The following is a 22,231-nucleotide window of genomic DNA, read 5'->3' as shown; positions in this document are numbered from 1 at the left end:
CCGCTGGCCGGGTCCTCAGCCGAGCAGCTGCTCGGCCACCTGCCAGCCCAGCCGCAGCACGAGGGCCCCGACCACCACCAGGAAGACGACGCGCACGAAGCCGCTGCCCCGCGCCACGGCCGTGCGCGCCCCGAGGTAGCCGCCCAGCACGTTCGCCGCGGCCATGGCCAGGCCGAGCTGCCACAGCACCGACCCGGCCAGGGCGAACACGACGAGCGCCCCCAGGTTGGTGGCCGCGTTGACCACCTTCGCCGCCGCGCTCGCGGGCAGGAAGGCGTACCCGAGGCCCACCAGCCCGGCGACCAGGAACGACCCGGTGCCCGGCCCCAGCGCGCCGTCGTAGAGCCCGATGAGCCCGCCGAGGGCGACGGCCGACAGCACGTGCCGGCGACCGTCGTACCGCAGCGCGGCGGACTCCGCGGGCGGGCGCTTCAGCAGCGTCCAGGCGGCGACCGCCAGCAGCGCCACCAGCACCACCGGCCGCAGCGCCCCCGCGGGCACCCAGTGGGCCAGCGCCGCTCCCCCGGCGGCCGCCGACCCAGCGGCCAGGGCCATGGGGACGGCGGTGCGCAGGTCGACGCGGACGCGCCGGGCGTAGGTGACCGCGCTCGTCGTCGTCCCGGCGAAGCCGGCGAGCTTGTTGGTGGCCAGCGCCTGCACCGGGGTGATCCCCGGCACGAGGAGCAGCGCGGGCAGCTGCACCAGCCCGCCGCCGCCCACCACGGCGTCGACCCAGCCCGCCGCGAGCGCGGCGAGCAGGAGCAGCGCGAAGACCTCCGGGGTCAGCCCCGGCAGGACGGCGTCCAGCGGGCGTCAGCCGCGCACGAGGGCGACCAGGTGCTGCGCCGCGTCGTCGACGGCGACGTCGGCGCGCTCGCCGGTGGCGCGGTCGCGGACCTCGACGACGCCCTCGGACAGCCGCTTGCCGAGCGTGACGATCGTGGGGACGCCCACCAGCTCGGCGTCCTTGAACTTCACGCCGGGGCTGACGCGGGGCCGGTCGTCGAGGAGGACGTCGAGGCCGGCGGCCACGAGGTCCGCCGCGAGCTTCTCGCCGGCAGCGACGACCTCGGCGTCCTTGCCCGCGACGACGACGTGCACGTCGACCGGGGCCACCGAGCGGGGCCACACCAGGCCGAGCTCGTCGTGGCCGGCCTCGGCGATGGCGGCCACGGCGCGGGAGACGCCCACGCCGTAGGAGCCCATGGTGACCGTGACGAGCTTGCCGTTCTCGTCGAGGACCTTGAGGTCGAGCGCCTCCGCGTACTTGCGGCCCAGCTGGAAGATGTGGCCCATCTCCATGCCGCGGGCGGTCTCGAGGGGGCCGGAGCCGTCGGGGGCCGGGTCGCCGTCGCGGACCTCGGCGACGTCGATCGTGCCGTCGGCGGTGAAGTCGCGGCCGGCCACGAGGCCGAAGACGTGCTTGCCGGGCTGGTCGGCGCCGGTGACCCAGGCGGTGCCGGGGGCCACGCGCGGGTCGACCAGGTAGCGGATGCCGGTGGTCGTCGCGGTCTCGCCCTCGCCGGTGGTGCGCAGGCCCAGGCCCCCCGGGCCGATGTACCCCTTGACCAGCTCGGGGTGCTGCGCGAACTGCGCCTCGTCGAAGGGCTCGACGGCGGCCGGCGAGACCGCGGCCTCGAGGCGCTTGGTGTCGACCTCGCGGTCGCCGGGCACGCCGACGGCCAGCGGCTCGGCGGTGCCGTCGGGGTGGCGCAGCAGCACGATGACGTTCTTCAGCGTGTCGGCCGCCTCCCACGGGCGGTCGTCGCGGGGGTGCAGGGCGTTGGAGACCGCCACCAGCGACTCGATGGTCGGGGTGTCGGGGGTGTCGAGGACGACGGCGGCGGGCGCGTCGTCCCAGCTGACGGGTTCGGGAGCCACCGTGGTGACGGCCTCGACGTTGGCCGCGTACCCGCCGGCGGAGCGGACGAAGGTGTCCTCGCCCTGGGGGCTGGGGTGGAGGAACTCCTCGCTGGCCGAGCCGCCCATGGCGCCGGAGACCGCGGAGACGATCACGTACTCCAGGCCGAGCCGGTCGAAGATGCGGACGTAGGCCTCGCGGTGGCGCTGGTAGGCCTTCTCGAGGCCGGCGTCGTCGACGTCGAAGGAGTAGCTGTCCTTCATGACGAACTCGCGGCCGCGCAGCAGCCCGGCGCGGGGGCGCGCCTCGTCGCGGAACTTCGTCTGCACCTGGTACAGGCTCAGCGGCAGGTCCTTGTACGACGAGCACTGGTCCTTCACGAGCAGGGTGAACATCTCCTCGTGGGTGGGCGCCAGGAGGAAGTCGGCACCGCGGCGGTCCTTGAGGCGCAGCAGGTTGGGGCCGTACTCCTCCCAGCGGCCGGTCGCCTCGTAGGGCTCCTTCGGCAGCAGCGCCGGGAAGTGCACCTCCTGCGCGCCGATCGCGTCCATCTCCTCGCGGACGATGCGCTCGACCTTCTTCAGCACCCGCAGGCCCAGCGGCAGCCAGGTGAACCCGCCGGGTGCGGCGCGGCGGATGAAGCCGGCGCGCACGAGCAGCTTGTGGCTGGCCAGCTCGGCGTCGGCCGGGTCCTCCCGCAGGGTGCGCAGGAGCAGGGTGGAGGTCCTCAGGAGCACGCCCCGACCTTAGTGCCGCCCCGCACCCCCTTTCCGGTGACGCCGGACGGGCAGAAGTGCCTGCGGCCCGGGTCACGCCGCGGTGGAGAAGGACCTCTGCACGTCGGCCGTCACGGCGCACCTGGCCGCGGTGGCCCGCAGCGTCCGCGAGACCCACGGCCTGTCGAACATCACCTGCTCCCATGCGAACCGCAGCACCGTCCAGCCCTCGGCCACGAGGTCGTCGTACCGGCGGCAGTCGCCCTGGAGCGCCCGGCGCCGCCCGTGCCACTCGAAGCTGTCGGCCTCGGCGACCAGGCGGAGCCGGCGGTGGAGCAGGTCGGGGCGCACCCGCCCGTCACCGCACTCGAGCACCACCTGGGGCTCGAGCCCGAGCACCCCTGCCTCGACCGCGATGCCGCGCAGCGCCGACTCGAAGGGGTTGGCGGCCTTCTCGCTGGCGTGCTGGGCGACGCGCCGCACCGCCGAGCGCCCTGCTCCGCGCGTCGCCTCCGCCCTGGCGCGCAGCTCGCGAGGCCGCACGAGGCCGCGGCGCAGCGCGGAGTCGGCCACGGCCAGGGCGTCGGGGAAGGGCATCGAGCGGGCGCAGTCGACCACCGTGCGCAGCGGCGTGGTGACCCCGCCTTCGACGTCGGCGGGCGGGAGGTCGGCCCAGTGCCGGACGACGTCGGCGTCGCTGAGCCTGCGGTTGCGCGGCACGGTCACGTGGGGCAGCGCCGGCGCCGAGACGACCTCCATCAGCCACAGCTGCGCCGCGCTGGCGTGCGAGACGACGCCGCGCAACCGCGCCGCCGCCTGCTGGGCGGGCTGCCGGCTCGCCAGCGCGTACGTCCCACGCGCCAGGCGCAGCAGCTTCCCGCTGGCGAGGGCGCGGTCGAGCGAGCGCCAGTCGCAGGGGAGGTCGGTGCGGCGCACCGCACCACCGGCGCGCCAGACCAGGCGGCAGATCTCGTCGACGTCCACGCCGTCGAGCCTGGCGACGGCTCGCGGGAGATGTGGATCTTGTCCACAGGTGACGTCGGACGGGCAGAAGTGCCCTGGGCGGGGCGCCCGAGGCCCCTGAGGAGACTTCTGCCCGTCCGGCGTCACGCCACCCGGCCTGCCAGCCGAGGCGGGGTCAGCGGGTGAGGTCGGGGCGCGGCGCCGAGGCGGGGCTGGCGGGCTCGACGGCAGCCTCGCGGCCCCGGTCGGCGCCGGTGGCGTCACCCGGGTCGGTGCCGCGCCAGCGGCCCAGCGCCGCCATCAGGTGGTAGAGCCCGACGGCCGCGACCGTGCCCAGCGCGATGCCGGTGAACGTGAGCCCACCGACCGTCAGCGTGTAGTTCGCGATGCCGATGACCAGCGCGACGCCGGCGCTGGTCAGCACCGCGGGGCGGGAGAAGTCGACGCGGGCCTGCACCCAGATGCGGGCGCCCAGCACGCCGATGAGGCCGTACAGCACCGTGCCGGCGCCGCCCAGCACGCCGGCGGGCACGCTGGCGATGACCGCCCCGAACTTCGGGCTCAGCGAGAGCAGCAGCGCCGCGGCGGCCGCCACGGCGTACGCGGCGGTCGAGTAGACGCGGCTGGCCGCCATGACGCCGATGTTCTCGGCGTACGTGGTGGTGCCGGAGCCGCCGCCGAGGCCCGCGAGGGTGGTGGCCAGGCCGTCGGCGACGAGCGCGCGGCCGGTGAGCGGGTCCAGGTCGCGCCCGGTCAGCGCGGCGACGGACCGGACGTGCCCGACGTTCTCGGCCACCAGCACGAGCACCACGGGGATGAAGACGGCGATGACGGACAGGTCGAACGAGGGGGCCGTGAACTCCGGCAGCCCGACCCACGCGGCCCCGTCCACCTTCGAGAAGTCCACCTCCCCGCGCACCAGCGCCACGAGGTACCCGACCACCACGCCGAGCAGGATCGACAGGCGCCCCAGCAGCCCGCGGAACAGCACCGACGACAGCACGACCGCCGCGATCGTCGCCACCGCGGTCACCGGGCCCGCCTGCACGCTCCCCCACGCCGCGGGCGCCAGGTTGAGACCGATGAGCGCCACGATCGTGCCGGTCACCGCCGGGGGCAGCAGCCTGTCGATCCACGCCGAGCCGGCGCGCTGCACCAGCAGGCCCACCAGCGCCAGCAGCACGCCGGTGACCACGATGCCGCCGAGCGCCGCGGCGGGCCCGCCCGCCGCCTTGGCCGCGGCGATCGGCGCGAGGAAGGCGAAGCTCGACCCGAGGTAGCTGGGCAGGCGCCCGCGCGTGAGCAGCAGGAACAGCGCCGTGCCGACCGCCGAGAAGAACAGCGTGGTCGACGGGGAGAACCCCGTGATCGTCGGGACCAGCACCGTGGCCCCGAACATCGCCATCACGTGCTGCACGCCGATGCCGACGGTGCGCGGCCAGCTCAGCCGCTCGTCGGGGGCGACGACGGCACCCGGTCCGGGCACGCTCCCGTCACCGTGCAGCTTCCAGAACCCACCCGTGCGCGCCACGAAGAACCACCTTCACCAGTGCCGTCGACCCGCCGCCCGTGCTGCGCGGCCAGCAGACGGTAGTGGCTCGGAGCACCCTGCGGGTGACGCCGCTCGCGAGCGGGTGCCCTCAGAACAGGACGGTCGCGAAGGTGCCCACCCGCTCGAAGCCCACCGCCTCGTAGGCGCGGACCGCGCGGGTGTTGAAGTCGTTGACGTAGAGGCTGACCACGGGGTAGCCCGCGGCCTGGGTGGCGAGCACCACGGCGGACATCCCCGGCTCGGCCAGGCCCCGGCCTCGGTGGTCGGGGTGCACCCAGACGCCCTGCACCTGCGCGACCCCCGGCGCGACGGCCCCCAGCTCGGCCTTGAAGACGACCTGGCGGTCGTCGCCGGACCCCTCGATGCGCACGAAGGACCGCCCCGCGGAGACGAGCTCCTCCACGCGGCGGCGGTAGGTCGCGCCGCCGTCACCGGCGGTCGGCGAGTACCCGACCTCCTCGGTGAACATCGCGATGCAGGCCGGCACGAGGACGTCGAGGTCGGCGGGGGTGGCCCTGCGGACGGCGGTGTCGGGGGCGACCAGCGGCGGGGTGCGCACCGCCATGAGCGGCTGGTCGGGGCGCACGTCGCGGGCCGGGCCCCAGGAGCTCTCCAGGCGCGACCACAGGCCCATCACGGCGTCGGCACTGCCGACCAGCGACGAGCAGCGGCGGCCGCTGCGGCGGGCGCGGGTGGCGAAGGCGTCGAGCGCCGCCTCCGCGGCAGGCCCGGCTCCGCCCGGCAGCACGGGGACGAGGTTCGCGCCGTCCCAGCACAGCGCCTCGAGCCGCCCCGAGGGGCACCAGCCCCAGAGCTGCCCGCCCAGGCGCGCGGGGTCGGCGCCCACCGCGGCCACGCGGCTGGTGACGAAGATGCTCGCCACCGGGTCCTGGGCGCACAGGGCGAGGACGTCGGCGCGGTCGGCGTCGTCGAGGACGCGCAGCGGGCTGCGGAACACGCTGCGCATCCTGCCGGTCAGCGGCGCGGTCCGCGCCGCCAGCCGGTCGATGGACGCCCGCTCAGCCCCGGACCGGCCCTGGCCCGGGCTGGGACCGGACCCGGCTCAGCCGACGGAGACGGACGGCGCGGCGCCGTCGACCTCGCCCATCTCGGCGGCCAGGCGGTTGGCCTCCTCGATGAGGGTGGCGACGATGTCGTGCTCGGGGACGGTCTTGATGACCTGCCCCTTGACGAAGATCTGGCCCTTGCCGTTGCCCGAGGCGACGCCGAGGTCGGCCTCGCGGGCCTCGCCGGGGCCGTTGACGACGCAGCCCATGACGGCCACGCGCAGCGGCACGCTCATGCCCTCGAGGCCGGCGGTGACCTGCTCGGCGAGGGTGTAGACGTCGACCTGGGCGCGCCCGCAGGAGGGGCAGGAGACGATCTCGAGCTTGCGCTCGCGCAGGTTCAGCGACTGCAGGATCTGCAGGCCGACCTTGACCTCCTCGACGGGGGGCGCCGAGAGGGACACGCGGATGGTGTCGCCGATGCCCTGGGAGAGCAGCGCGCCGAAGGCCGTGGCCGACTTGATGGTGCCCTGGAAGGCGGGACCGGCCTCGGTGACCCCGAGGTGCAGGGGCCAGTCGCCGGAGGCCGCGAGCAGCTGGTAGGCGCGCACCATGACGACGGGGTCGTTGTGCTTCACGGAGATCTTGAAGTCGTGGAAGTCGTGCTCCTCGAAGAGCGACGCCTCCCACACCGCGGACTCGACGAGGGCCTCGGGGGTGGCCTTGCCGTGCTTGTCCATGATCCGCTTGTCGAGCGAGCCGGCGTTGACGCCGATCCGGATCGACGTGCCGTGGTCCTTCGCCGCGCGGGCGATCTCCTTGACCTGGTCGTCGAACTTGCGGATGTTGCCCGGGTTCACCCGGACGGCCGCGCAGCCGGCCTCGATGGCCGTGAAGACGTACTTCGGCTGGAAGTGGATGTCGGCGATCACGGGGATCTGCGACTTCTTGGCGATGATGTGCAGGACGTCGGCGTCGTCCTGGCTGGGGCAGGCCACGCGCACGATGTCGCAGCCCGAGGCCGTGAGCTCGGCGATCTGCTGGAGCGTGGCGTTGATGTCGGTGGTGGGCGTCGTCGTCATCGACTGGACGCTCACCGGCGACTCGCTGCCGACGCCGACGGACCCGACCTTGATCTGCCGGGTGGTGCGCCGCGGCGCGAGCACGGGCGGCGCCTCCTTGACGCTCGGCATGCCGAGGCTGACGGGGACCGATGCCATGAGCCAAGTATCACCCGCGCCGCGCACGGCTCCACCGCTCAGGCAGCCCTCACCCGGTGCCTCACCCCAGGGTGATCGGCCTGACGATGTCGGCGTAGAGCAGCAGCACGGACATCCCGATGAGGAGCGCGGTCACCACGTAGGTGACCGGCAGCAGCCGCGCCAGGTCGAACGGGCCCGGGTCGGGGCGCCCGCGCAGCGCGGCGACGCGGCGGCGCAGGCCCTCCCACAGCGCCCCCGCCACGTGGCCGCCGTCGAGCGGCAGCAGCGGCACGAGGTTGAAGACGAACAGCGCCAGGTTCAGCGAGCCGAGCACGGTGACGATCGCCGAGACGCGCTGGCCGGTGGAGGTGAACAGGTCGCTGCTGGCGATCTCGCCCGAGAGCCGCCCCACGCCGACGACGCCGATCGGCCCGTTCGGGTCGCGCTCGCCGCTGCCGAACGCGGCCTGGGCCACGCCGACCATGCGCTGGGGCAGCGTCAGCACGATCTTGGCGACGTTCCAGGTCTGCTCGGCCACGAACCCCGGCACGGCGGTGACGGGCTGCTCCACGAGCTCGGCGGTCGGCGTCACGCCGAGGAACCCGACGGTGTCGGTGAGGACGGTGCCGTCGGGGGCGGTCTCGACGGCGCCCGAGGAGCTCAGGCGGGCCACCTGGTTGGCGATGACGGGCGCCTGCAGCACCAGCTGCTGCGCCGAGCCCTCCGGGCCGCGCTCGACGACGACGGGGACGGTGCGGCCCGCGGCGGCGCGGATGGCGTCCTGCACGCGGGTCCAGTCGCCGTCGGCGGCGACGCCGTCGACGGACAGGATCCGGTCACCCGGCTGCAGCCCCGCCTGCGCCGCAGGGCTGGGGGTGTCGCCGGGGGCGCACTCGGTCTGGGTGCTGCCGGCGGGCAGCACGCACTGCGAGACGGTGCTGACGGTGGGCACGGTCTCGGGCAGGCCGGTGGTCGTGATGTAGGCGCCCAGCAGCAGCGTGGCGATGACGAGGTTGACCACCGGGCCGCCGAGCATGATGACGATGCGCCGCGGCACGGACAGGCTGTGGAAGGAGCGGTGCTCCTCCCCCGGCACGACCTCCTCGGCGGCCATCTCGCGGGCGTCGCTGACCATCTGCGCGAACGGCCCCGGCCTGCGCCGGCGCCGCCGCGCGGCCGCCTCCCCCGCTGCGCCGCCCTCCAGCTCGGCCACCTCGTCGTCGAGCCGCTCCTGCGCGACGGCGGTGAGCGGGGCGTACATCCCCACCATCCGCACGTAGCCGCCCAGCGGGATCGCCTTGACGCCGTACTCGGTCTCACCGCGACGGCGCGACCACACGGTGGGCCCGAAGCCGACCATGTACTGCGTCACCTTCACGCCGAAGCGCTTGGCGGGCACCAGGTGCCCCACCTCGTGCAGCGCGATGGAGACCCCCAGGCCGAGCACGAAGGCCCCGACGCCGACGACCCACGCCAGCACCTCGCCGAGCTGCCCCATCCGTCAGACCCCCACCAGCTCGCGGGCGCGCTCCCGCGCCCAGTCCTCCGCCGCCAGCACGTCGTCCACGGTCGTCCCGCTCCCTGTGAGGGGGCTGTGCTCACCGACGACGCGCGCGACGACGTCCACGATGCCCAGGAACGGCAGCCGCCCGCCGAGGAACGCCGCGACGCACTCCTCGTTGGCGGCGTTGAAGACCGCCGGCGCCGTCCCCCCGCTGGTCGCGGCGGCACGGGCCAGGGAGACGGCGGGGAAGGCCTCCTCGTCGAGCGGCTCGAACGTCCAGGAGGCCGCCGTCGTCCAGTCGATGCCGTAGCCGGGGCGCGCCACCCGGTCGGGCCAGCCCATGCCCAGGGAGATGGGCAGGCGCATGTCCGGCGGGGAGCACTGCGCGAGGGTGGAGCCGTCGGTGAACTCGACCACGGAGTGCACCACCGACTGCGGGTGGACGACGACGTCGATGCGCTCCAGCGGCAGGTCGAACAGCAGGTGCGCCTCGACCACCTCGAGGGCCTTGTTGACCATGGTGGCGGAGTTGGTGGTGACCACCGGTCCCATCGCCCACGTCGGGTGGGCGAGCGCCTGCTCGGGGGTGACCTGCGCCAGCGACGCCCGCGAGCGTCCGCGGAAGGGGCCGCCCGAGGCGGTCAGCACCAGGCGGCGCACCTCCTCGGCGGAGCCGCCGCGCAGGCACTGCGCGATGGCCGAGTGCTCGGAGTCGACCGGCACCACCTGCCCGGGGCGGGCGGCCGCCTTCACGAGCGGCCCGCCCGCGACCAGCGACTCCTTGTTGGCCAGCGCCAGCACGGTCCCGGCCTCGAGGGCCGCGAGCGTCGGGCGCAGCCCCACCGAGCCGGTCATCCCGTTGAGGACGACGTCGCAGCGCCGGCCCGCCAGCTCCACGGCCGCGTCCGGCCCGGCGAGCACCTCGGGCGCCCACCCGGTGCGGCCCGCGGCGCGGGCGGCCTCGGCCAGCGCCTCGCGCAGGGGGGCCTCGGCGGCGGGGTCGGCGACGCCGACGGCCTCGACCTCCAGGCGCACCGCCTGCTCGGCGAGCTGGCGCACGCGGGCGGGGTCGGAGCCGCCCGCGGCCAGCGCCGTGATGCGGAACCTGTCGGGCGCGGCGGCGGCGACCTCCTCCGCCTGCGTGCCGATCGAGCCGGTGGACCCGAGCACCACGACCTCGCGCACGGCCGGGGGCGCGGAGGGACCGCCGTGCTCGGAGGGGCCGGTCGGGCGCGCGAGGCTCACGCCACCATCCTCGCGCGCCGATGATGGGGGCGATGTCCACCCCGCCCGCCCCGTCCGCCCCGTCGTCGGCGCCCCCGGCCGCCGTGCGCCCGGGCGCCGCCTGGTGGCGGGTGGCGCGGTGGTTCCTCGGCGTCCTGCTGGTCGGCGTCGTGGTGGTCGAGCTGGTGGAGGGGCGCCAGGACCTGGCCCGCGCCGTGAGGGCCGTCAGCGACCCGCACTGGGGCTCGCTAATGCTCGCCGTCGTGGTCGACCTGGCCTCGATGGTCGCCTACGCGGTGATGCAGCGCCGGCTGCTGCTCGGTGCGGGGGCCCCGGCCCGGGGCGCGGGCCGGCGGGCCGTGACGTCGCTGGCCTTCACGGCGCACTCCCTGAGCGTCACGCTGCCCGGAGGCCCGGTCTTCTCCACCGCCCTCAACTTCCGCCGGATGACGGCCATGGGGGCCTCCGGCCCGGCGGCGTCCTGGGTGATCGCGGTCAGCGGGTTCCTCTCGGCGGCGGCGCTCGCCGCCCTGGGCGCGGTGGCGGGCCTGGCCACCGGCGCGCGCGGTGACGGGTCGCACCTGCTGGTGGCGGTCGGCGTGGTCGTGGTGGTGCTCGTGGCCGCGCGGGTGGTGCGCCGCCAGCCCGCCGTCGTCGCCCGCAGGCGGGCGCTGCGGCGGCGCGCGGCCGCGGGCCTCGCGGAGCTGCGCGAGCGCCGCCCCCGGGTGGGGGCCGCTGCCGGCGCGGCGCACTCGCTGGCGGCGCGCCTGGCGTCGGTGCGCGTCGGGCCGGCGACGTGGGCCTGGGCGGGCGGTGGGGCGCTGCTGAACTGGCTGCTCGACGCGCTCGCGCTGGCGCTGGTCTGCCGCGCCGTCGGTCTCGACGACCTGTCCGTGCTGCACCTGCTGCTGGCCTACACCGCGGCGATGGCCGCGGCGTCCTTCCCGGTGGTGCCCGCCGGGCTGGGGGTGGTCGACGCCGCCCTGGTGGTCGGCCTGGTGGCCGCGGGCGCCACCACGGGCGAGGCGCTGGCCGCCGACGTCCTCTACCGCGTGGTGAGCCTCGGCGTGGTCGGCGGTGCCGGGTGGGTGCTGTGGGGGGTCCACCGGGTGCACGAGCGCCGCGGGGCCGCGAGCGGGGCCGGCGCCACCCGAGAGGCCCTCGGCGGGGTCGGCGGCGAGGACTAGCCTGCCGCGCATGACGACGACGGCGCCCCGCCCCCAGACCGCTGCCAGCGCCGGCGGTGCGGCCAGGGAGCCGCTGGAGCAGGTGCGCCGGCTGGTCACCGAGGTGCCCGGCCCCCGCTCCCGCGCGCTGCAGGAGCGCCGCCTGGCGGTCGTGTCGAAGGGCGTCGGCTCCACGCTGCCGGTGTTCGTGGAGCGCGCCGAGGGCGCGGTGCTGCGCGACGTCGACGGCAACCAGCTCATCGACCTGGGGGCGGGCATCGCCGTGGTCAACGTGGGCCACGCCCAGCCCCGCGTGGTCGAGCGCGTGCAGGAGCAGGTGGCCGACTTCACCCACACCTGCTTCATGGTCACCCCCTACGAGGAGTACGTGGCCGTCTGCGAGGCGCTGGTGCGCCTGGCGCCGGTCGACGGGCCCGCCAAGGCCGCGCTGTTCAACACCGGCTCCGAGGCGGTGGAGAACGCCGTGAAGATCGCCCGGCACGCCACCGGCCGCGACGCCGTCGTCGTCTTCGACCACGCCTACCACGGCCGCACCAACCTCACGATGGCCATGACCGCCAAGGCCATGCCCTACAAGTCCGGCTTCGGGCCCTTCGCCGGCGAGGTCTACCGCGCCCCCATGAGCTACCCCTTCCGCGACCCGCAGGGCATGACCGGTGAGCAGGCCGCCCAGCGGGCGGTCCGCGTCATCGAGGCCCAGGTCGGCGCCGACCAGGTCGCCTGCGTGGTCATCGAGCCGGTCCAGGGCGAGGGCGGCTTCATCGAGCCCGCCCCGGGCTTCCTGCCCGCGCTGGCCGCGTGGTGCCGCGAGAACGGCGCGCTGTTCGTGGCCGACGAGGTCCAGACCGGCTTCGCGCGCACCGGCGACGTCTTCGCCTGCGAGCGCGAGGGCGTGCGCCCGGACCTGGTCACCCTCGCCAAGGGCGTCGCGGGCGGGCTGCCGCTGGCGGGCGTCGTCGGACGCGCCGACGCGATGGACGCGGTGCACTCCGGCGGCCTGGGCGGCACCTACGGCGGCAACCCCGTGGCCTGCGCCGCCGCGCTCGGGGCGCTGGAGGCCATGGCCGACCTCGACCTCACCGGGGCGGCCCGCGCCGTCGAGGAGCGCATGACGGCCCGCCTGCGCGCGCTGCAGGCCCAGCGCCCCGGCATCGGTGACGTCCGCGGCCGCGGGGCGATGCTGGCGGTCGAGGTCGTGACGACCGAGGACGACGGCGAGGGCGGCCGACGGGCGACCCTCGAGCCCGACGCCGCGGGCGCCGCCGCGATCAGCGCTGCCTGCCACGCCGCGGGCGTGGTCACGCTGACCTGCGGGACCTTCGGCAACGTGCTGCGCTTCCTGCCTCCGCTGACCATCGAGCAGGCACTGCTCGACGACGCGCTCGACGTCCTCGAGGCGGCGGTGCTGTCCGCTCTCGCCGGCTGACACCGGCTGAGCGCTGGCGGGCGGGGCCCGACGGGTCCAGGCTTCCGGGCGTGACCTTCGACCCCGGCGGCAGGATCGACCCGGGCCGCGCCTCGCGCGGCGGCGGAGGTCGACGCGGCGCCGCTGTCGGCGGCGGCATCGGCGGGCTGCTCCTGCTGCTCGTCGGCGCCTACTTCGGCCTGGACCTCACCGGGGTGGTCGGGGGCGGCTCCACGGGCGGTCAGCAGGCCGGGTCGCAGGAGCAGGCGACCGACGGCTCCGAGGCCTTCGCCCGGTGCACCTCCGGGCAGGCGGCCAACGAGGACGTCGACTGCCGCGTCATCGCCACCGCCGAGTCGCTCGACGCCGTCTGGTCGCAGCTGCTGCCCGGGGAGTACTCCGAGCCGGAGCTGGTGCTCTTCACGGGGTCCGTCTCGACCGCGTGCGGCGAGGCGACGAGCGACGTCGGGCCCTTCTACTGCCCCGGCGACCGGACGGCGTACTTCGACACCGCCTTCTTCCAGGAGCTGACGGACAGGTTCGGCTCCAGCGGCGGGCCGCTGGCGCAGGAGTACGTGGTCGCCCACGAGTTCGGCCACGCCGTCCAGGACCAGCAGGGCCTGCTCGCCGGGGTCGCCGGTGACCGCGCCGGCGCCAGCTCCGCCGCAGTGCGCAGCGAGCTGCAGGCCGACTGCTTCGCCGGCGTGTGGGCGCACCACGCCACCTCGACGCCCGACCCGGACACCGGCCAGCCGCTGCTGCAGCCGCTGACCGAGACCGACGTCGCGGACGCGCTCTCGGCCGCGGCGTCCGTGGGCGACGACCGGATCCAGGAGGCGGCCACCGGTCGCTCCGACCCCGAGACCTACACCCACGGCACGTCCGAGCAGCGCCAGCGCTGGTTCTCCACCGGCTACGACGGCGGCGACCCCGCCGCCTGCGACACCAGCACCGCCACCCTCTGACCCGCGCCCCCCGGGTCGAGGGGCGCTCAGCGCGTGGCGCTCGCGCTGCTGGTCGCCGACGGGCTGGTGGTCGCCGACGGGCTGGTGCTGGCCGGGGCGCTGGTGGTGGCCGACGCGGTCGCCGTCGCGCCGCCCTCGGGGGCGAAGCCCGCCTCCGTGGACCCGAGCCACTGGAGCGCCTTCGGCATCTGGGCGAGCCACACGTCGCTGCGGTGACCGCCGGTCTTCGCCACCAGCGAGGTCACCGACAGGGGCGCCTGCACCGCGGCCAGGAAGGTCCTGGTCGTGGGCCAGCTCTCCGGGTCGTCCTGGCTGCTCGAGACGAACATCGACACCGCCGGGGCCGAGGAGCTGCCGGCGAGGGCCACGAGGTCGTGCTGCTGGGCCTGCGCGCTGCCCCGCGGGAAGGGGACGTAGTCGGCCGGGTCGTACTGGAAGTACCCGCCCATGACGATGCCGGCGCCGTACTGCTGCGGGTGCAGCATCGTCAGCACCGCTGAGCACCACCCGCCCATCGAGAAGCCCATGCTCGCCCAGGCCTGCGGGCTGGTGCGGGCCCGGTAGCTGGCCTCCACGGCCTTCGGCAGGTCGGAGGAGAGCCAGGTCTCCAGCTGCGGCTGGCCGGCCGGGCCGTCGAGGCACTCCGTGTCGCGCCCGGCGGGCTGGGCGAGGTCGGGGATCACCACGATGGGCTCGTCGACCTGCCCGGCGTCGGCGGCGGAGTCGAGCGCGGAGCGCACGTCGAGGGCGGTCAGCCACTGCTCGGGACTGCCCGGGAAGCCGTGGAGGGCCACGAGGACCGGGTACGTCCGGCCGGCCTGCGCGGCGTCGTGGTACCCCCGGGGCAGCACCACCAGGACCCGCCCGGAGGTGCCGTCACCCGTGACGGTCATCTGCTGGACCCGGCCGCCGTAGCCGTCGACGGCGGTGCCCTCGGCAGCGGTGGGGGCGGTGGTGCCGGCGCGCACGGCAGCGGCCTGCGCCGCGGTGACGTCGCGGGGGGCGGCGCCGGCGATGTCCTCGGCGGCGTTCGCCGGGCCGCCCAGCAGGTCGTCCCAGCCGCTGTAGAAGGCGTAGTGCCGGTTGGCGGAGACCAGCAGCGCGAGGACCACCAGCAGGTTCACCACCACCAGCGACGTGGCGCGCAGGCCGACGCTCACCAGACCGGGGCGCCCCAGGCGGGGCCAGAGGAGCACGAGGGCCGCGCCCGCGAGCAGCGCGAGGAGGGCGGTCGCCCACTGGAGGGGGACACCGGTCAGCGACACGAGTCGATCATCCTCGGGGCGATGCGCCCGTCCTGGGGAGCGCCTGGGCGGGCGCTGGGAACCCGAAGCGGACCGCGAAGGCCCCGAGGCGGCGCAGCAGGGCCACCGCCTGCGGGCGCCACAGGGCCGGCTCGCGCTCCAGACCGCCCAGGCGCGGGGGCTCGGGCAGCAGCGCGAGGAACCGCCGGCTGCCCGGCACGTGCCGGCGCAGCACCAGCGCGCGGCCGACCCGGTCACCGCCCGCGGACTCCCACCCGAGCACGAGGGGCGACCAGGCCGGGTCGGCGGCGGCCCAGCCCGGCGGCCGCAGCTGCTCGTCGAGCACCGCGACGCGCAGCAGGTCGCCGTCACGAGCCCCGGGTGGGGCGTGGCGGAGCGGTGCGGCGGCGTCGTCCATCCCCCGAGCGTGGGCGGCCCGGCGCGCGCAGCGCGACCACCGAGGGGCGGGCAGCCGGCGCCCGCGCGTCATCCCCAGGGCTGACCCCGGGCCCGCGACGATCCCGCCCCTTCGCTCACCAGCACGACCGTTCGTGACTCTGCGTAGCTTCACCCACCCGGTGGGACCCGCGAAAGGTCCGGTTCGCCCAGGTAGGCGCTTACGTTCCGTGACGACGGCGAGTGCTTCGCCCCTGGGCCCTCACGCCCTGTGACCACCGCCGTCAGGGCCCCAGCTCGTGGGCCCACTCCCCGCAGGCCGCATCCAGACCCGAGGAGCACGGTGCCCTCCAGCACTCCCGCACGCCCGATGAGGCTCGTCCCCGGCGTCCCCGACCCCCGCGACGGGACGACGGACGACGCCCTCCACGACGACCCGACCCCGCTGGAGCGCTCCAGCACCCTCGCCGGCCCGCTGCAGCCGGCGCCGACGGGCCCCTACCGCGTCGAGCACCGGATGCTCACCCGCGAGCACGGCCGCCTGTGGCGGACCCTGGCGCTGGCTGTCGCGTGCATCGCCATCGAGGTCGCCTTCTTCACGTGGCTGCTCAAGCCCGCGCACCACCCGCAGTTCCTGCTGACCACCACCGCCGTCGTGCTGAACGCCGTGGTGATCGGGACCGTCGCGGTCATGGAGGTCCTGCGCCTGGTCAACGTGGTGTCGCTGGGTCGGGCCTCCGTCACCGCCTCCTACCCGGTGCCCGTCGAGGCCGAGCGCGGCACCCGCCTCGCCTTCGTCACCTCCTTCGTGCCGGGCAAGGAGCCGCTCGACATGCTCGAGCGCACGCTGGCAGCTGCCCGTCGCATCGAGGACCCCAGCGGCCTCGGCATCGACGTCTGGCTGCTCGACGAGGGCGACGACGCCGACGCCCGGCGCGTCTGCGCCGACCTCGGCGTGCGCCACTTCTCCCGGCGCGGGGTCGCTCGCTGGAACACCCCCCGGGGGGCGTTCCGCGCGAAGACCAAGCACGGCAACTACAACGCCTGGCTCGACGCCCACGGCGACGACTACGACTACTTCATGTCGGTGGACACCGACCACGTCCCGCTACCGGTGTACGCCCAGCGCATCCTGGGGTACTTCCACGACCCGGACGTCGCCTTCGTCGACGGCCCGCAGGTGTACGGCAACGTCGCGGACGGCTTCGTCACGCTCGGCGCGGAGAGCCAGCAGCGCCCCTTCCACTCGACGATCCAGCCCGCCGCCAACACCTCCGGCGGCGCGATGCTCGTGGGCACCAGCAACGCCTTCCGCATCAGCGCCCTGAAGCAGGTCGGGGGCCTGGCCGACTCCATCACCGAGGACATGGCCACCGGCCTGGTCATCCACACGTCGCGGAACCCGGCGACCGGCCGGCGCTGGCGCTCGGTGTACACGCCGGACGTCCTCGCCGTCGGAGAGGGCCCGACCGGCTGGGGCGACTACTTCCAGCAGCAGGACCGCTGGTCCCGCGGCACCTTCGAGGTGCTGCGCTCCCTGTGGTGGCGCCGCGCGCACCGGATGCGCCCCGGCCAGCTGCTCCACTACGCGCTGATCACCACGTTCTACCCGTCCATGGCGCTGGCCTGGCTGCTCGCCGCCTTCAACGCCGGCCTCTACGCGTTCACCGGCACCGCCGGGCTCGACGTGCCGCCGCAGGCGTGGGCCGCGTTCTACCTCGACGCGACCCTCCTCCAGGTCTGGCTGTACGTGTCGAACCGCCGCTACAACGTCAGCCCGTTCGAGCACCGCGAGTCCTACGGCCTCGGCGGCATGCTCATGTCGGTCCTGGCGGCGCCGATCTTCGCCGGCGCGCTCCTGAAGACGCTCCTGCGGCTGCCGGCCCGCTTCGCCGTCACGCCCAAGGGCCTCGGGGAGCAGCGGGAGTCGCTGCACTCCTTCCGCTTCCACCTCGCGTGGGCGGCGTTCTTCGCCCTGGCCCTCGTCGGCGCCGTCGTCAACGGCTACGCGACCCCGGCCTCCAGCGTCTGGCCCGTGGCCGCGATGGCGATCTGCCTGGCCCCGCTGGCCATCAGCGCCGTCGAGTCGCGCCGCCGCAGCCGCGCCGCGTCCGCCGGCTCCGACGCCGACGGCCCCGCCGCCGGCACCACCGCCCCCCAGCACCTGCAGCTCGTCACCGCCGCCCAGGAGGCCTCGTGAAGCTCCCCAGCCCCCTCCCGCTCCAGCGACTGCGACGGCCCGGCCGGCGCGGCGCCCTGTCCGGTGGCGCCTTCGCCGTCGCCCTGGTCCTGTCCGCCTCGCCCGTGGCGGCGTTCGTCCAGCAGGTCCAGCACGACGTCGAGATCGGCACCCAGGAGTACAAGGCCGCCAACGGCTCCTGGAGCACCTTCGAGTTCCCGGAGGAGTTCCGCGTCAACGCCATCCACGCGGCGCTGCTGAAGACGGGCAAGGTGCTGGTCGTGGCCGGGTCCGGCAACGACCAGGAGTCGTTCGACGCCGGCACCTTCAAGACCGTGCTCTGGGACCCGGCCACCGACCAGTACACGCAGGTCCCGACGCCCGCGGACCTGTTCTGCTCCGGGCACGCCTTCCTCCCCAACGGCGACCTCGTCGTGGCCGGCGGCACGCAGCGCTACGAGCTGCTCGAGGACCAGGTCACCCACGCCTCGGGTGCGGTGACGCTGAAGAACGAGAACCCGCACGACGCCGTCCGCACCTTCCCGAAGGGGACCCGGCTGGTCGGGCCGAACGGCAAGGAGTACGAGACCACCAACGAGTCCGTGCTCGGCCCGGCCGTGAAGACCGAGCTCGCCGGCGGCGGCGTGACCGTGACCGCGAGCGAGACCGTCGTGTGGGTCCAGGCCGTGGAGGAGGGCGCCGCCGCGGTGCTCGACACCGGCGGCCAGTTCGCCGTCGAGGGCCTCACCGGCCAGCTGGGCCAGGACGTCTACGGCATGGCCGAGAAGATGACGATGGACAAGCAGGACTTCCAGGGCCTGCAGACCACCTACGTCTTCAGCCCCGAGACCGAGCGCTACGAGCGCGTCGGGGACATGGCCCACAAGCGCTGGTACCCGACCATCACCCCGCTCGAGGACGGCACGCTGCTGGCCTCCTCCGGGCTGGACGGCACCGGCGAGGTCGTGCAGGGGCAGACCGAGGTCTACGACCCGGCCACCGCCACGTGGACGGAGCGGCCCGACCTGACGCAGTACTTCCCGACCTACCCGTGGCTGTACCCGATGGCCGACGGCCGGCTGTTCTACTCGGGCTCCAACGCCGGGTACGGCCCCGCCGACAAGGGCCGCCAGCCCGGCATCTGGGACCTCACCACCAACACCCTCACCCCCGTGCACGGGCTGGAGGACGCCGACCAGCTGGAGACCAGCGCCTCGGTGATGCTCCCGCCGGTGCAGATGCAGACCGCCATGGTGGTCGGCGGCGGCGGCGTCGGGGAGTCGGAGCTGTCGACGGCCCGCACCGCGCTGGTCGACCTCACCGCGCAGGACCCGTCGTTCCGCGCGGGGCCGGACCTGCAGGCGCCGACGCGCTACCCGAACGTGGTCAACCTGCCGGACGACACCGTGCTCATCACGGGCGGCTCGAAGGACTACCGCGGCAAGGGGCTGTCGGACAACCTCCTGGCCTCCGTCTACCACCCGAGCACGGGCGCCATGCAGACCGTGGCCTCGCCCTCCATCGGCCGCGACTACCACTCCGAGGGCATCCTGCTCCCGGACGGCCGCGTCGTCGTGATGGGCTCCAACCCGCTGTTCGCCGACGCCGACGACACCATCGTCGCGCCGTTCGAGCAGCGCCTGGAGATCTACTCGCCGTCCTACCTCTTCCGGGGTGAGCGGCCGGTCGTCGACAGCGCACCGGACGAGGTGGAGCGCGGCGCCTCCTTCGACCTGACGACGTCGGGGCCCGCGGTCACCTCGGCGCGCCTGATGCGCCCGAGCGCGGTCACCCACGCCACCGACGTCGAGCAGCGCACCGTCGCCCTCGACCTCGTGGTCGGGGCCGACGGCCGGGCGAGCGCCGCGGTGCCCGCGGAGCGCGGGCTCGTGCCGGACGGCTGGTACATGCTCTTCACCGCCACCGCCGACGGGATCCCCTCGGTGGCGCGGTGGGTGCACGTCCAGGGCGGCACCGGCGCGGACGACGGCTCGGCCAGCGGCACGCCCGCTCCCGTGGCCGACCCGGTGGCCGACATGCCGGGCATGGACCACGCGGCGATGGGTCACTGACCAGGCGCTGACGACGAGGGGGGAGGCCCGGCCGGGCCTCCCCCCTCATCGCGTCCGCGGGCTCCCCGCCCCGCCTCAGGAGCCGAGCTGCACCGCGAGGTCGTGGTACCACTGCCCCGCGGCCGGCTCCCCCGGGCGGCAGTCGCCGTCGGAGTCGCCGGGCTGCTTGACCCACAGCAGGGCGTCGAGCAGCGGGTCGTCCGTGGTGGTCGTCGGCGGCTCGCCGATGCGCGCCTCCGGCGGGTTGCACCACTCGACCCCGCCGGGGGTCCCGGCCGGGACGACGGCGCCGTTGCGCGAGGTGTCCACCACGAAGTGCGCGCCGCCGAGCTCGGCGGACAACCGCCGCCCGTACTCGACGCTCTCGGCCGTGGAGACGAAGTTCGACGTGTTGAGCGCGAAGCCCGCGGCGTCGTCGACGCCCGAGCTGCGCAGCGCCTCGGCCAGGCCGGGCAGGTCCTGCACCCAGGTGGCGTTGCCGGCGTCGACGTAGACCCTGGTGCCCGGACGCTCGGTGAGGATGTCGACGGCCGTCGCCAGCTGGCGGTACCGCCCCTGGGCGGCGGTCTCCTCGGCGCAGCCCGCGAAGGTGTGGGCCACCGCGTCGGGCTCCAGGACGACGACCGCGTCGGCGTCGCCGATCCCGGCGGCCAGCGCGCCGATGCCGTCGAAGTAGGAGCCGTCGTCGGGCGCGCCGCCGGCGGAGTACAGCCCGCAGTCGCGGTCGGGCAGCGTGTAGGCCACCAGCACGGCGGTCTGGCCCGCGGCGCGCGCGCCGTCGGCCACCGCCTTCGCCGTGGTGTAGGCGCCGTCGGGGTCGTGGTCGGCCACCCACGTGGCGGTCGGCTGCTCGGCGATCCGCCGGATCTGCGCGGTGGCGGGGTCACCCGTGGCGAGCGCTCGCTCCAGCTCGGCCGGGGCCGGGCCCTGCGGGTCCAGGTACAGGGGCACGCCGAGCCCGCCAGCACCGGGTGCGGCCGCTCCGCTGGGGCTCCCCGTCCCGCCCGAGCCGGGGCTCGCGGACGGCGCCCCGCCGGACGGGCCCGACGAGCACGACGCGAGCACCAGCGCCAGCGAGGCGCCGGCCACCGCCAGGACCGGCGAGCGGCGAGCGCTCCGCCCCGCGGCGTGCTCCGCCGTCGTGCCGCCCGTGCGCTCGTGGCCCCTCATCGACACCGATGGTAGGCAGCCGGAGCACCACCGGCCGGTCTCGCTGGGCCGTCCGGGGGCGGTGGTGACCCAGGTCGGTCAGCGCGCCCGCTGCGCCAGCCCGACGGCGTAGGCGGGCCACCAGGTGCCCGGGGCGGGCTCGCCCCGCCCGCACTGCCCGTCGCTCTCCCCGACGCGCTTCACCCACAGGTACGCGTCGGCGTGCGCCCCGCTGGTCGTGGTGGTCGGCGGCACGCCGAGGGCGCGGCCGGCCGGGTTGCACCACGACTCGGCGCCGGAGGCCGGGCCGTTGCCGTTGCGGCTGGTGTCGACGACGTAGTGGCTGCCGCCCAGGGCCGCGGACAGGCGCTCGCCGTAGGCCTCCTCGTCAGCGGTGCGCTTGAAGTTGGACGTGTTCAGCGCGAACCCGCGGGCCCGGTCGACCCCGGCGTCGCGCAGGCGCTGCGCCATGGTCGCCGCGTCGACCCAGCCGGAGTTGCCCGCGTCGAGGTAGGTCACCGCGGCGGTCCCGGCCAGGACGCCCACCGCGTCGCGCAGCATCGCTGAGCGCTCGGTGCGGGCCCCGCCGGAGAGGCAGTCGACCTGCGCGAGGGCGTCGGGCTCGAGCACCACCACGGCGCGGCGGTCGCCGATGCCCGCCGCGACGGCGCGCACCCACGCCCCGTAGGCGGAGGCGCTGCCCAGCCCGCCGGAGGAGTAGCCGCCGCAGTCGCGGCCGGGGACGGCGTAGAGCACGAGCACCGGCACGCTCCCCGCGGCGGCGGCGCGGTCGACGACGCCGGCGGTGCGTGCGCGGACCTGGTCGGTCGGCACCCAGTCGCCGAGCCAGAGGGCGCTCGGCGCGTCGGCGATCCTCGCCAGGGCGGGGTCCCCACCGCGGGCGAGCTCCCGGCGCGCGTCGCTGTCCGGGTCGACCCAGAACCGGGCCCCGGCGAGGGGGCCCCTGCCACCCTGGACGGCCGCGGGGGCCGACGAGGCGGAGGGGCGGGTCGTCGTGGGCGTCACGGCCGCACCGGCCGAGGCGCTGCTCGACGTGCTCGTCGCCGGGGTGCTGCTCAGGCCGCTCGGCGGGGTGCTCGTGGCGCTGCCGGGGGCGCTGCTCGTGGCGCTGCTGGGGGCGCTGCCCTCGACACCGGCCGACGCCGCGGCGGCCCGGGCGGCCACGGCCAGGGCCGCCGCCTCCTGGGCGCGGGCGAGCACCTCGGAGCGGTCACCGACCGGGGCCGCCTCGACGAGCGCCCTCGCGGCGGGAGCCGCGGAGGCCGGGGCGGCCTGCTCGTCCGGGACGCCACCCACCGCGCTGGTGGCCCAGGCCGCGGGGACCACCGCTGCTGCGGCCAGGGCGGCGACGACCAGGGCCCGGCGGCTGGTGCTCCCCCGGCGGGCGGCGCGGCGCGGCGCTCGCCGGCCCTCGGGGGTCTCGCGGCGGGTGCGGTCGGTCACAGGAGCTCCTCGGCCGGGCGCCGGGACGGTCCCCGGTGCGGCGGGCCCATGCTGGACGGCGGCCCGTGCGCTCCGCAGGCGTTTGCGAGGACTCGTCCGGTTCGTCCGGCCACCCCGGTCGCGGCCGGCAGCGGCCGGGCA

Annotated in this window: 17 protein-coding genes; 5 read left to right on the top strand and 12 right to left on the bottom strand. The window is 75.7% G+C overall.

Annotation, left to right across the window (positions count from 1 at the left end; genetic code table 11):
- Positions 1-15 precede the first annotated feature (15 nt).
- The 8 genes from F1641_RS02835 to dxr all read right to left on the bottom strand — a co-directional run bounded on the left by F1641_RS02835 (position 16) and on the right by dxr (position 10,050).
- The gene (locus F1641_RS02835) at positions 16-795 is read right to left on the bottom strand and encodes a TSUP family transporter (RefSeq protein WP_194903329.1); all 780 of its coding nucleotides are present in this window, start codon (positions 793-795) and stop codon (positions 16-18) included.
- An 18-nt stretch (positions 796-813) separates the two neighbouring features.
- A complete protein-coding gene (locus tag F1641_RS02830) occupies positions 814-2,598 on the bottom strand; it encodes a proline--tRNA ligase (RefSeq protein ID WP_194902924.1) in 1,785 nt (594 codons plus the stop codon).
- A gap of 72 nt (positions 2,599-2,670) precedes the next feature.
- Entirely contained in the window at positions 2,671-3,561 is an 891-nt protein-coding gene (locus tag F1641_RS02825; protein WP_194902923.1) for a hypothetical protein, read from the bottom strand.
- Positions 3,562-3,715: 154 nt separating this feature from the next.
- Positions 3,716-5,071, bottom strand: coding sequence for a uracil-xanthine permease family protein (locus F1641_RS02820; protein ID WP_194902922.1), 1,356 nt, complete (start codon positions 5,069-5,071; stop codon positions 3,716-3,718).
- A gap of 109 nt (positions 5,072-5,180) precedes the next feature.
- A complete protein-coding gene (locus tag F1641_RS02815) occupies positions 5,181-6,059 on the bottom strand; it encodes a DUF4081 domain-containing GNAT family N-acetyltransferase (RefSeq protein WP_194902921.1) in 879 nt (292 codons plus the stop codon).
- A gap of 96 nt (positions 6,060-6,155) precedes the next feature.
- Complete coding sequence (ispG, locus tag F1641_RS02810; protein WP_194902920.1) at positions 6,156-7,319, bottom strand: flavodoxin-dependent (E)-4-hydroxy-3-methylbut-2-enyl-diphosphate synthase; 1,164 nt, start codon at positions 7,317-7,319, stop codon at positions 6,156-6,158.
- A 61-nt stretch (positions 7,320-7,380) separates the two neighbouring features.
- Entirely contained in the window at positions 7,381-8,799 is a 1,419-nt protein-coding gene (locus tag F1641_RS02805; RefSeq protein WP_194902919.1) for an RIP metalloprotease, read from the bottom strand.
- Positions 8,800-8,802: 3 nt separating this feature from the next.
- On the bottom strand, positions 8,803-10,050 hold the full coding sequence (dxr, locus tag F1641_RS02800) for a 1-deoxy-D-xylulose-5-phosphate reductoisomerase (protein WP_194902918.1): 1,248 nt from the start codon (positions 10,048-10,050) through the stop codon (positions 8,803-8,805).
- Positions 10,051-10,082: 32 nt separating this feature from the next.
- Between dxr and F1641_RS02795 the strand changes: the two genes are divergently transcribed.
- Genes F1641_RS02795 through F1641_RS02785 form a run of 3 tightly spaced genes read left to right on the top strand, consistent with a single transcriptional unit; the run spans position 10,083 to position 13,586 of the window.
- A complete protein-coding gene (locus F1641_RS02795; RefSeq protein WP_194902917.1) occupies positions 10,083-11,216 on the top strand; it encodes a lysylphosphatidylglycerol synthase domain-containing protein in 1,134 nt (377 codons plus the stop codon).
- 10 nt (positions 11,217-11,226) lie between these two features.
- Positions 11,227-12,642 (top strand): 4-aminobutyrate--2-oxoglutarate transaminase, encoded by a 1,416-nt coding sequence (gene gabT, locus F1641_RS02790; RefSeq protein ID WP_194902916.1) that lies wholly within the window; start codon positions 11,227-11,229, stop codon positions 12,640-12,642.
- 50 nt (positions 12,643-12,692) lie between these two features.
- Positions 12,693-13,586, top strand: a complete 894-nt coding sequence (locus tag F1641_RS02785; protein WP_194902915.1) for a neutral zinc metallopeptidase — start codon at positions 12,693-12,695, stop codon at positions 13,584-13,586.
- A 26-nt stretch (positions 13,587-13,612) separates the two neighbouring features.
- Here the strand turns inward: F1641_RS02785 and F1641_RS02780 are convergent, their stop codons facing one another.
- Together F1641_RS02780 and F1641_RS02775 are read right to left on the bottom strand one after the other, a co-directional pair.
- Positions 13,613-14,851 carry an esterase family protein gene (locus tag F1641_RS02780; protein WP_194902914.1) on the bottom strand — a complete coding sequence of 413 codons (1,239 nt, stop codon included), beginning with the start codon at positions 14,849-14,851 and terminating at the stop codon, positions 13,613-13,615.
- Positions 14,852-14,858: 7 nt separating this feature from the next.
- Positions 14,859-15,248, bottom strand: coding sequence for a hypothetical protein (locus F1641_RS02775; RefSeq protein WP_194902913.1), 390 nt, complete (start codon positions 15,246-15,248; stop codon positions 14,859-14,861).
- A 348-nt stretch (positions 15,249-15,596) separates the two neighbouring features.
- Between F1641_RS02775 and F1641_RS02770 the strand changes: the two genes are divergently transcribed.
- Positions 15,597-17,426 (top strand): glycosyltransferase family 2 protein, encoded by a 1,830-nt coding sequence (locus F1641_RS02770; protein WP_194902912.1) that lies wholly within the window; start codon positions 15,597-15,599, stop codon positions 17,424-17,426.
- Positions 17,423-19,477 (top strand): galactose oxidase early set domain-containing protein, encoded by a 2,055-nt coding sequence (locus F1641_RS22815; RefSeq protein WP_206690408.1) that lies wholly within the window; start codon positions 17,423-17,425, stop codon positions 19,475-19,477. The genes F1641_RS02770 and F1641_RS22815 overlap by 4 nt, the downstream gene beginning before the upstream one ends.
- 75 nt (positions 19,478-19,552) lie before the next feature.
- Here the strand turns inward: F1641_RS22815 and F1641_RS02760 are convergent, their stop codons facing one another.
- The gene (locus F1641_RS02760) at positions 19,553-20,647 is read right to left on the bottom strand and encodes a glycoside hydrolase family 6 protein (RefSeq protein WP_194902911.1); all 1,095 of its coding nucleotides are present in this window, start codon (positions 20,645-20,647) and stop codon (positions 19,553-19,555) included.
- 78 nt (positions 20,648-20,725) lie between these two features.
- Entirely contained in the window at positions 20,726-22,090 is a 1,365-nt protein-coding gene (locus F1641_RS22810; protein ID WP_206690407.1) for a glycoside hydrolase family 6 protein, read from the bottom strand.
- Positions 22,091-22,231 lie beyond the last annotated feature (141 nt).

This window comes from Quadrisphaera sp. INWT6 (genome assembly GCF_015390235.1).
Lineage (GTDB): Bacteria > Actinomycetota > Actinomycetes > Actinomycetales > Quadrisphaeraceae > Quadrisphaera.
Note: the sequence above shows the minus strand (reverse complement) of the source record. Positions and strands in the feature narration are given on the sequence as shown.

What these genes read in the sequence shown, in the direction of transcription:
- F1641_RS02815 (WP_194902921.1), bottom strand. Translation starts at nt 6,059, where the DNA reads ATGCGCAGCGTGTTCCGCAGCCCGCTGCGCGTCCTCGACGACGCCGAC.
- ispG (WP_194902920.1), bottom strand. Translation starts at nt 7,319, where the DNA reads ATGGCATCGGTCCCCGTCAGCCTCGGCATGCCGAGCGTCAAGGAGGCG.
- F1641_RS02805 (WP_194902919.1), bottom strand. Translation starts at nt 8,799, where the DNA reads ATGGGGCAGCTCGGCGAGGTGCTGGCGTGGGTCGTCGGCGTCGGGGCC.
- F1641_RS02795 (WP_194902917.1), top strand. Translation starts at nt 10,083, where the DNA reads ATGTCCACCCCGCCCGCCCCGTCCGCCCCGTCGTCGGCGCCCCCGGCC.
- gabT (WP_194902916.1), top strand. Translation starts at nt 11,227, where the DNA reads ATGACGACGACGGCGCCCCGCCCCCAGACCGCTGCCAGCGCCGGCGGT.
- F1641_RS02775 (WP_194902913.1), bottom strand. Translation starts at nt 15,248, where the DNA reads ATGGACGACGCCGCCGCACCGCTCCGCCACGCCCCACCCGGGGCTCGT.
- F1641_RS02770 (WP_194902912.1), top strand. Translation starts at nt 15,597, where the DNA reads ATGAGGCTCGTCCCCGGCGTCCCCGACCCCCGCGACGGGACGACGGAC.
- F1641_RS02760 (WP_194902911.1), bottom strand. Translation starts at nt 20,647, where the DNA reads ATGAGGGGCCACGAGCGCACGGGCGGCACGACGGCGGAGCACGCCGCG.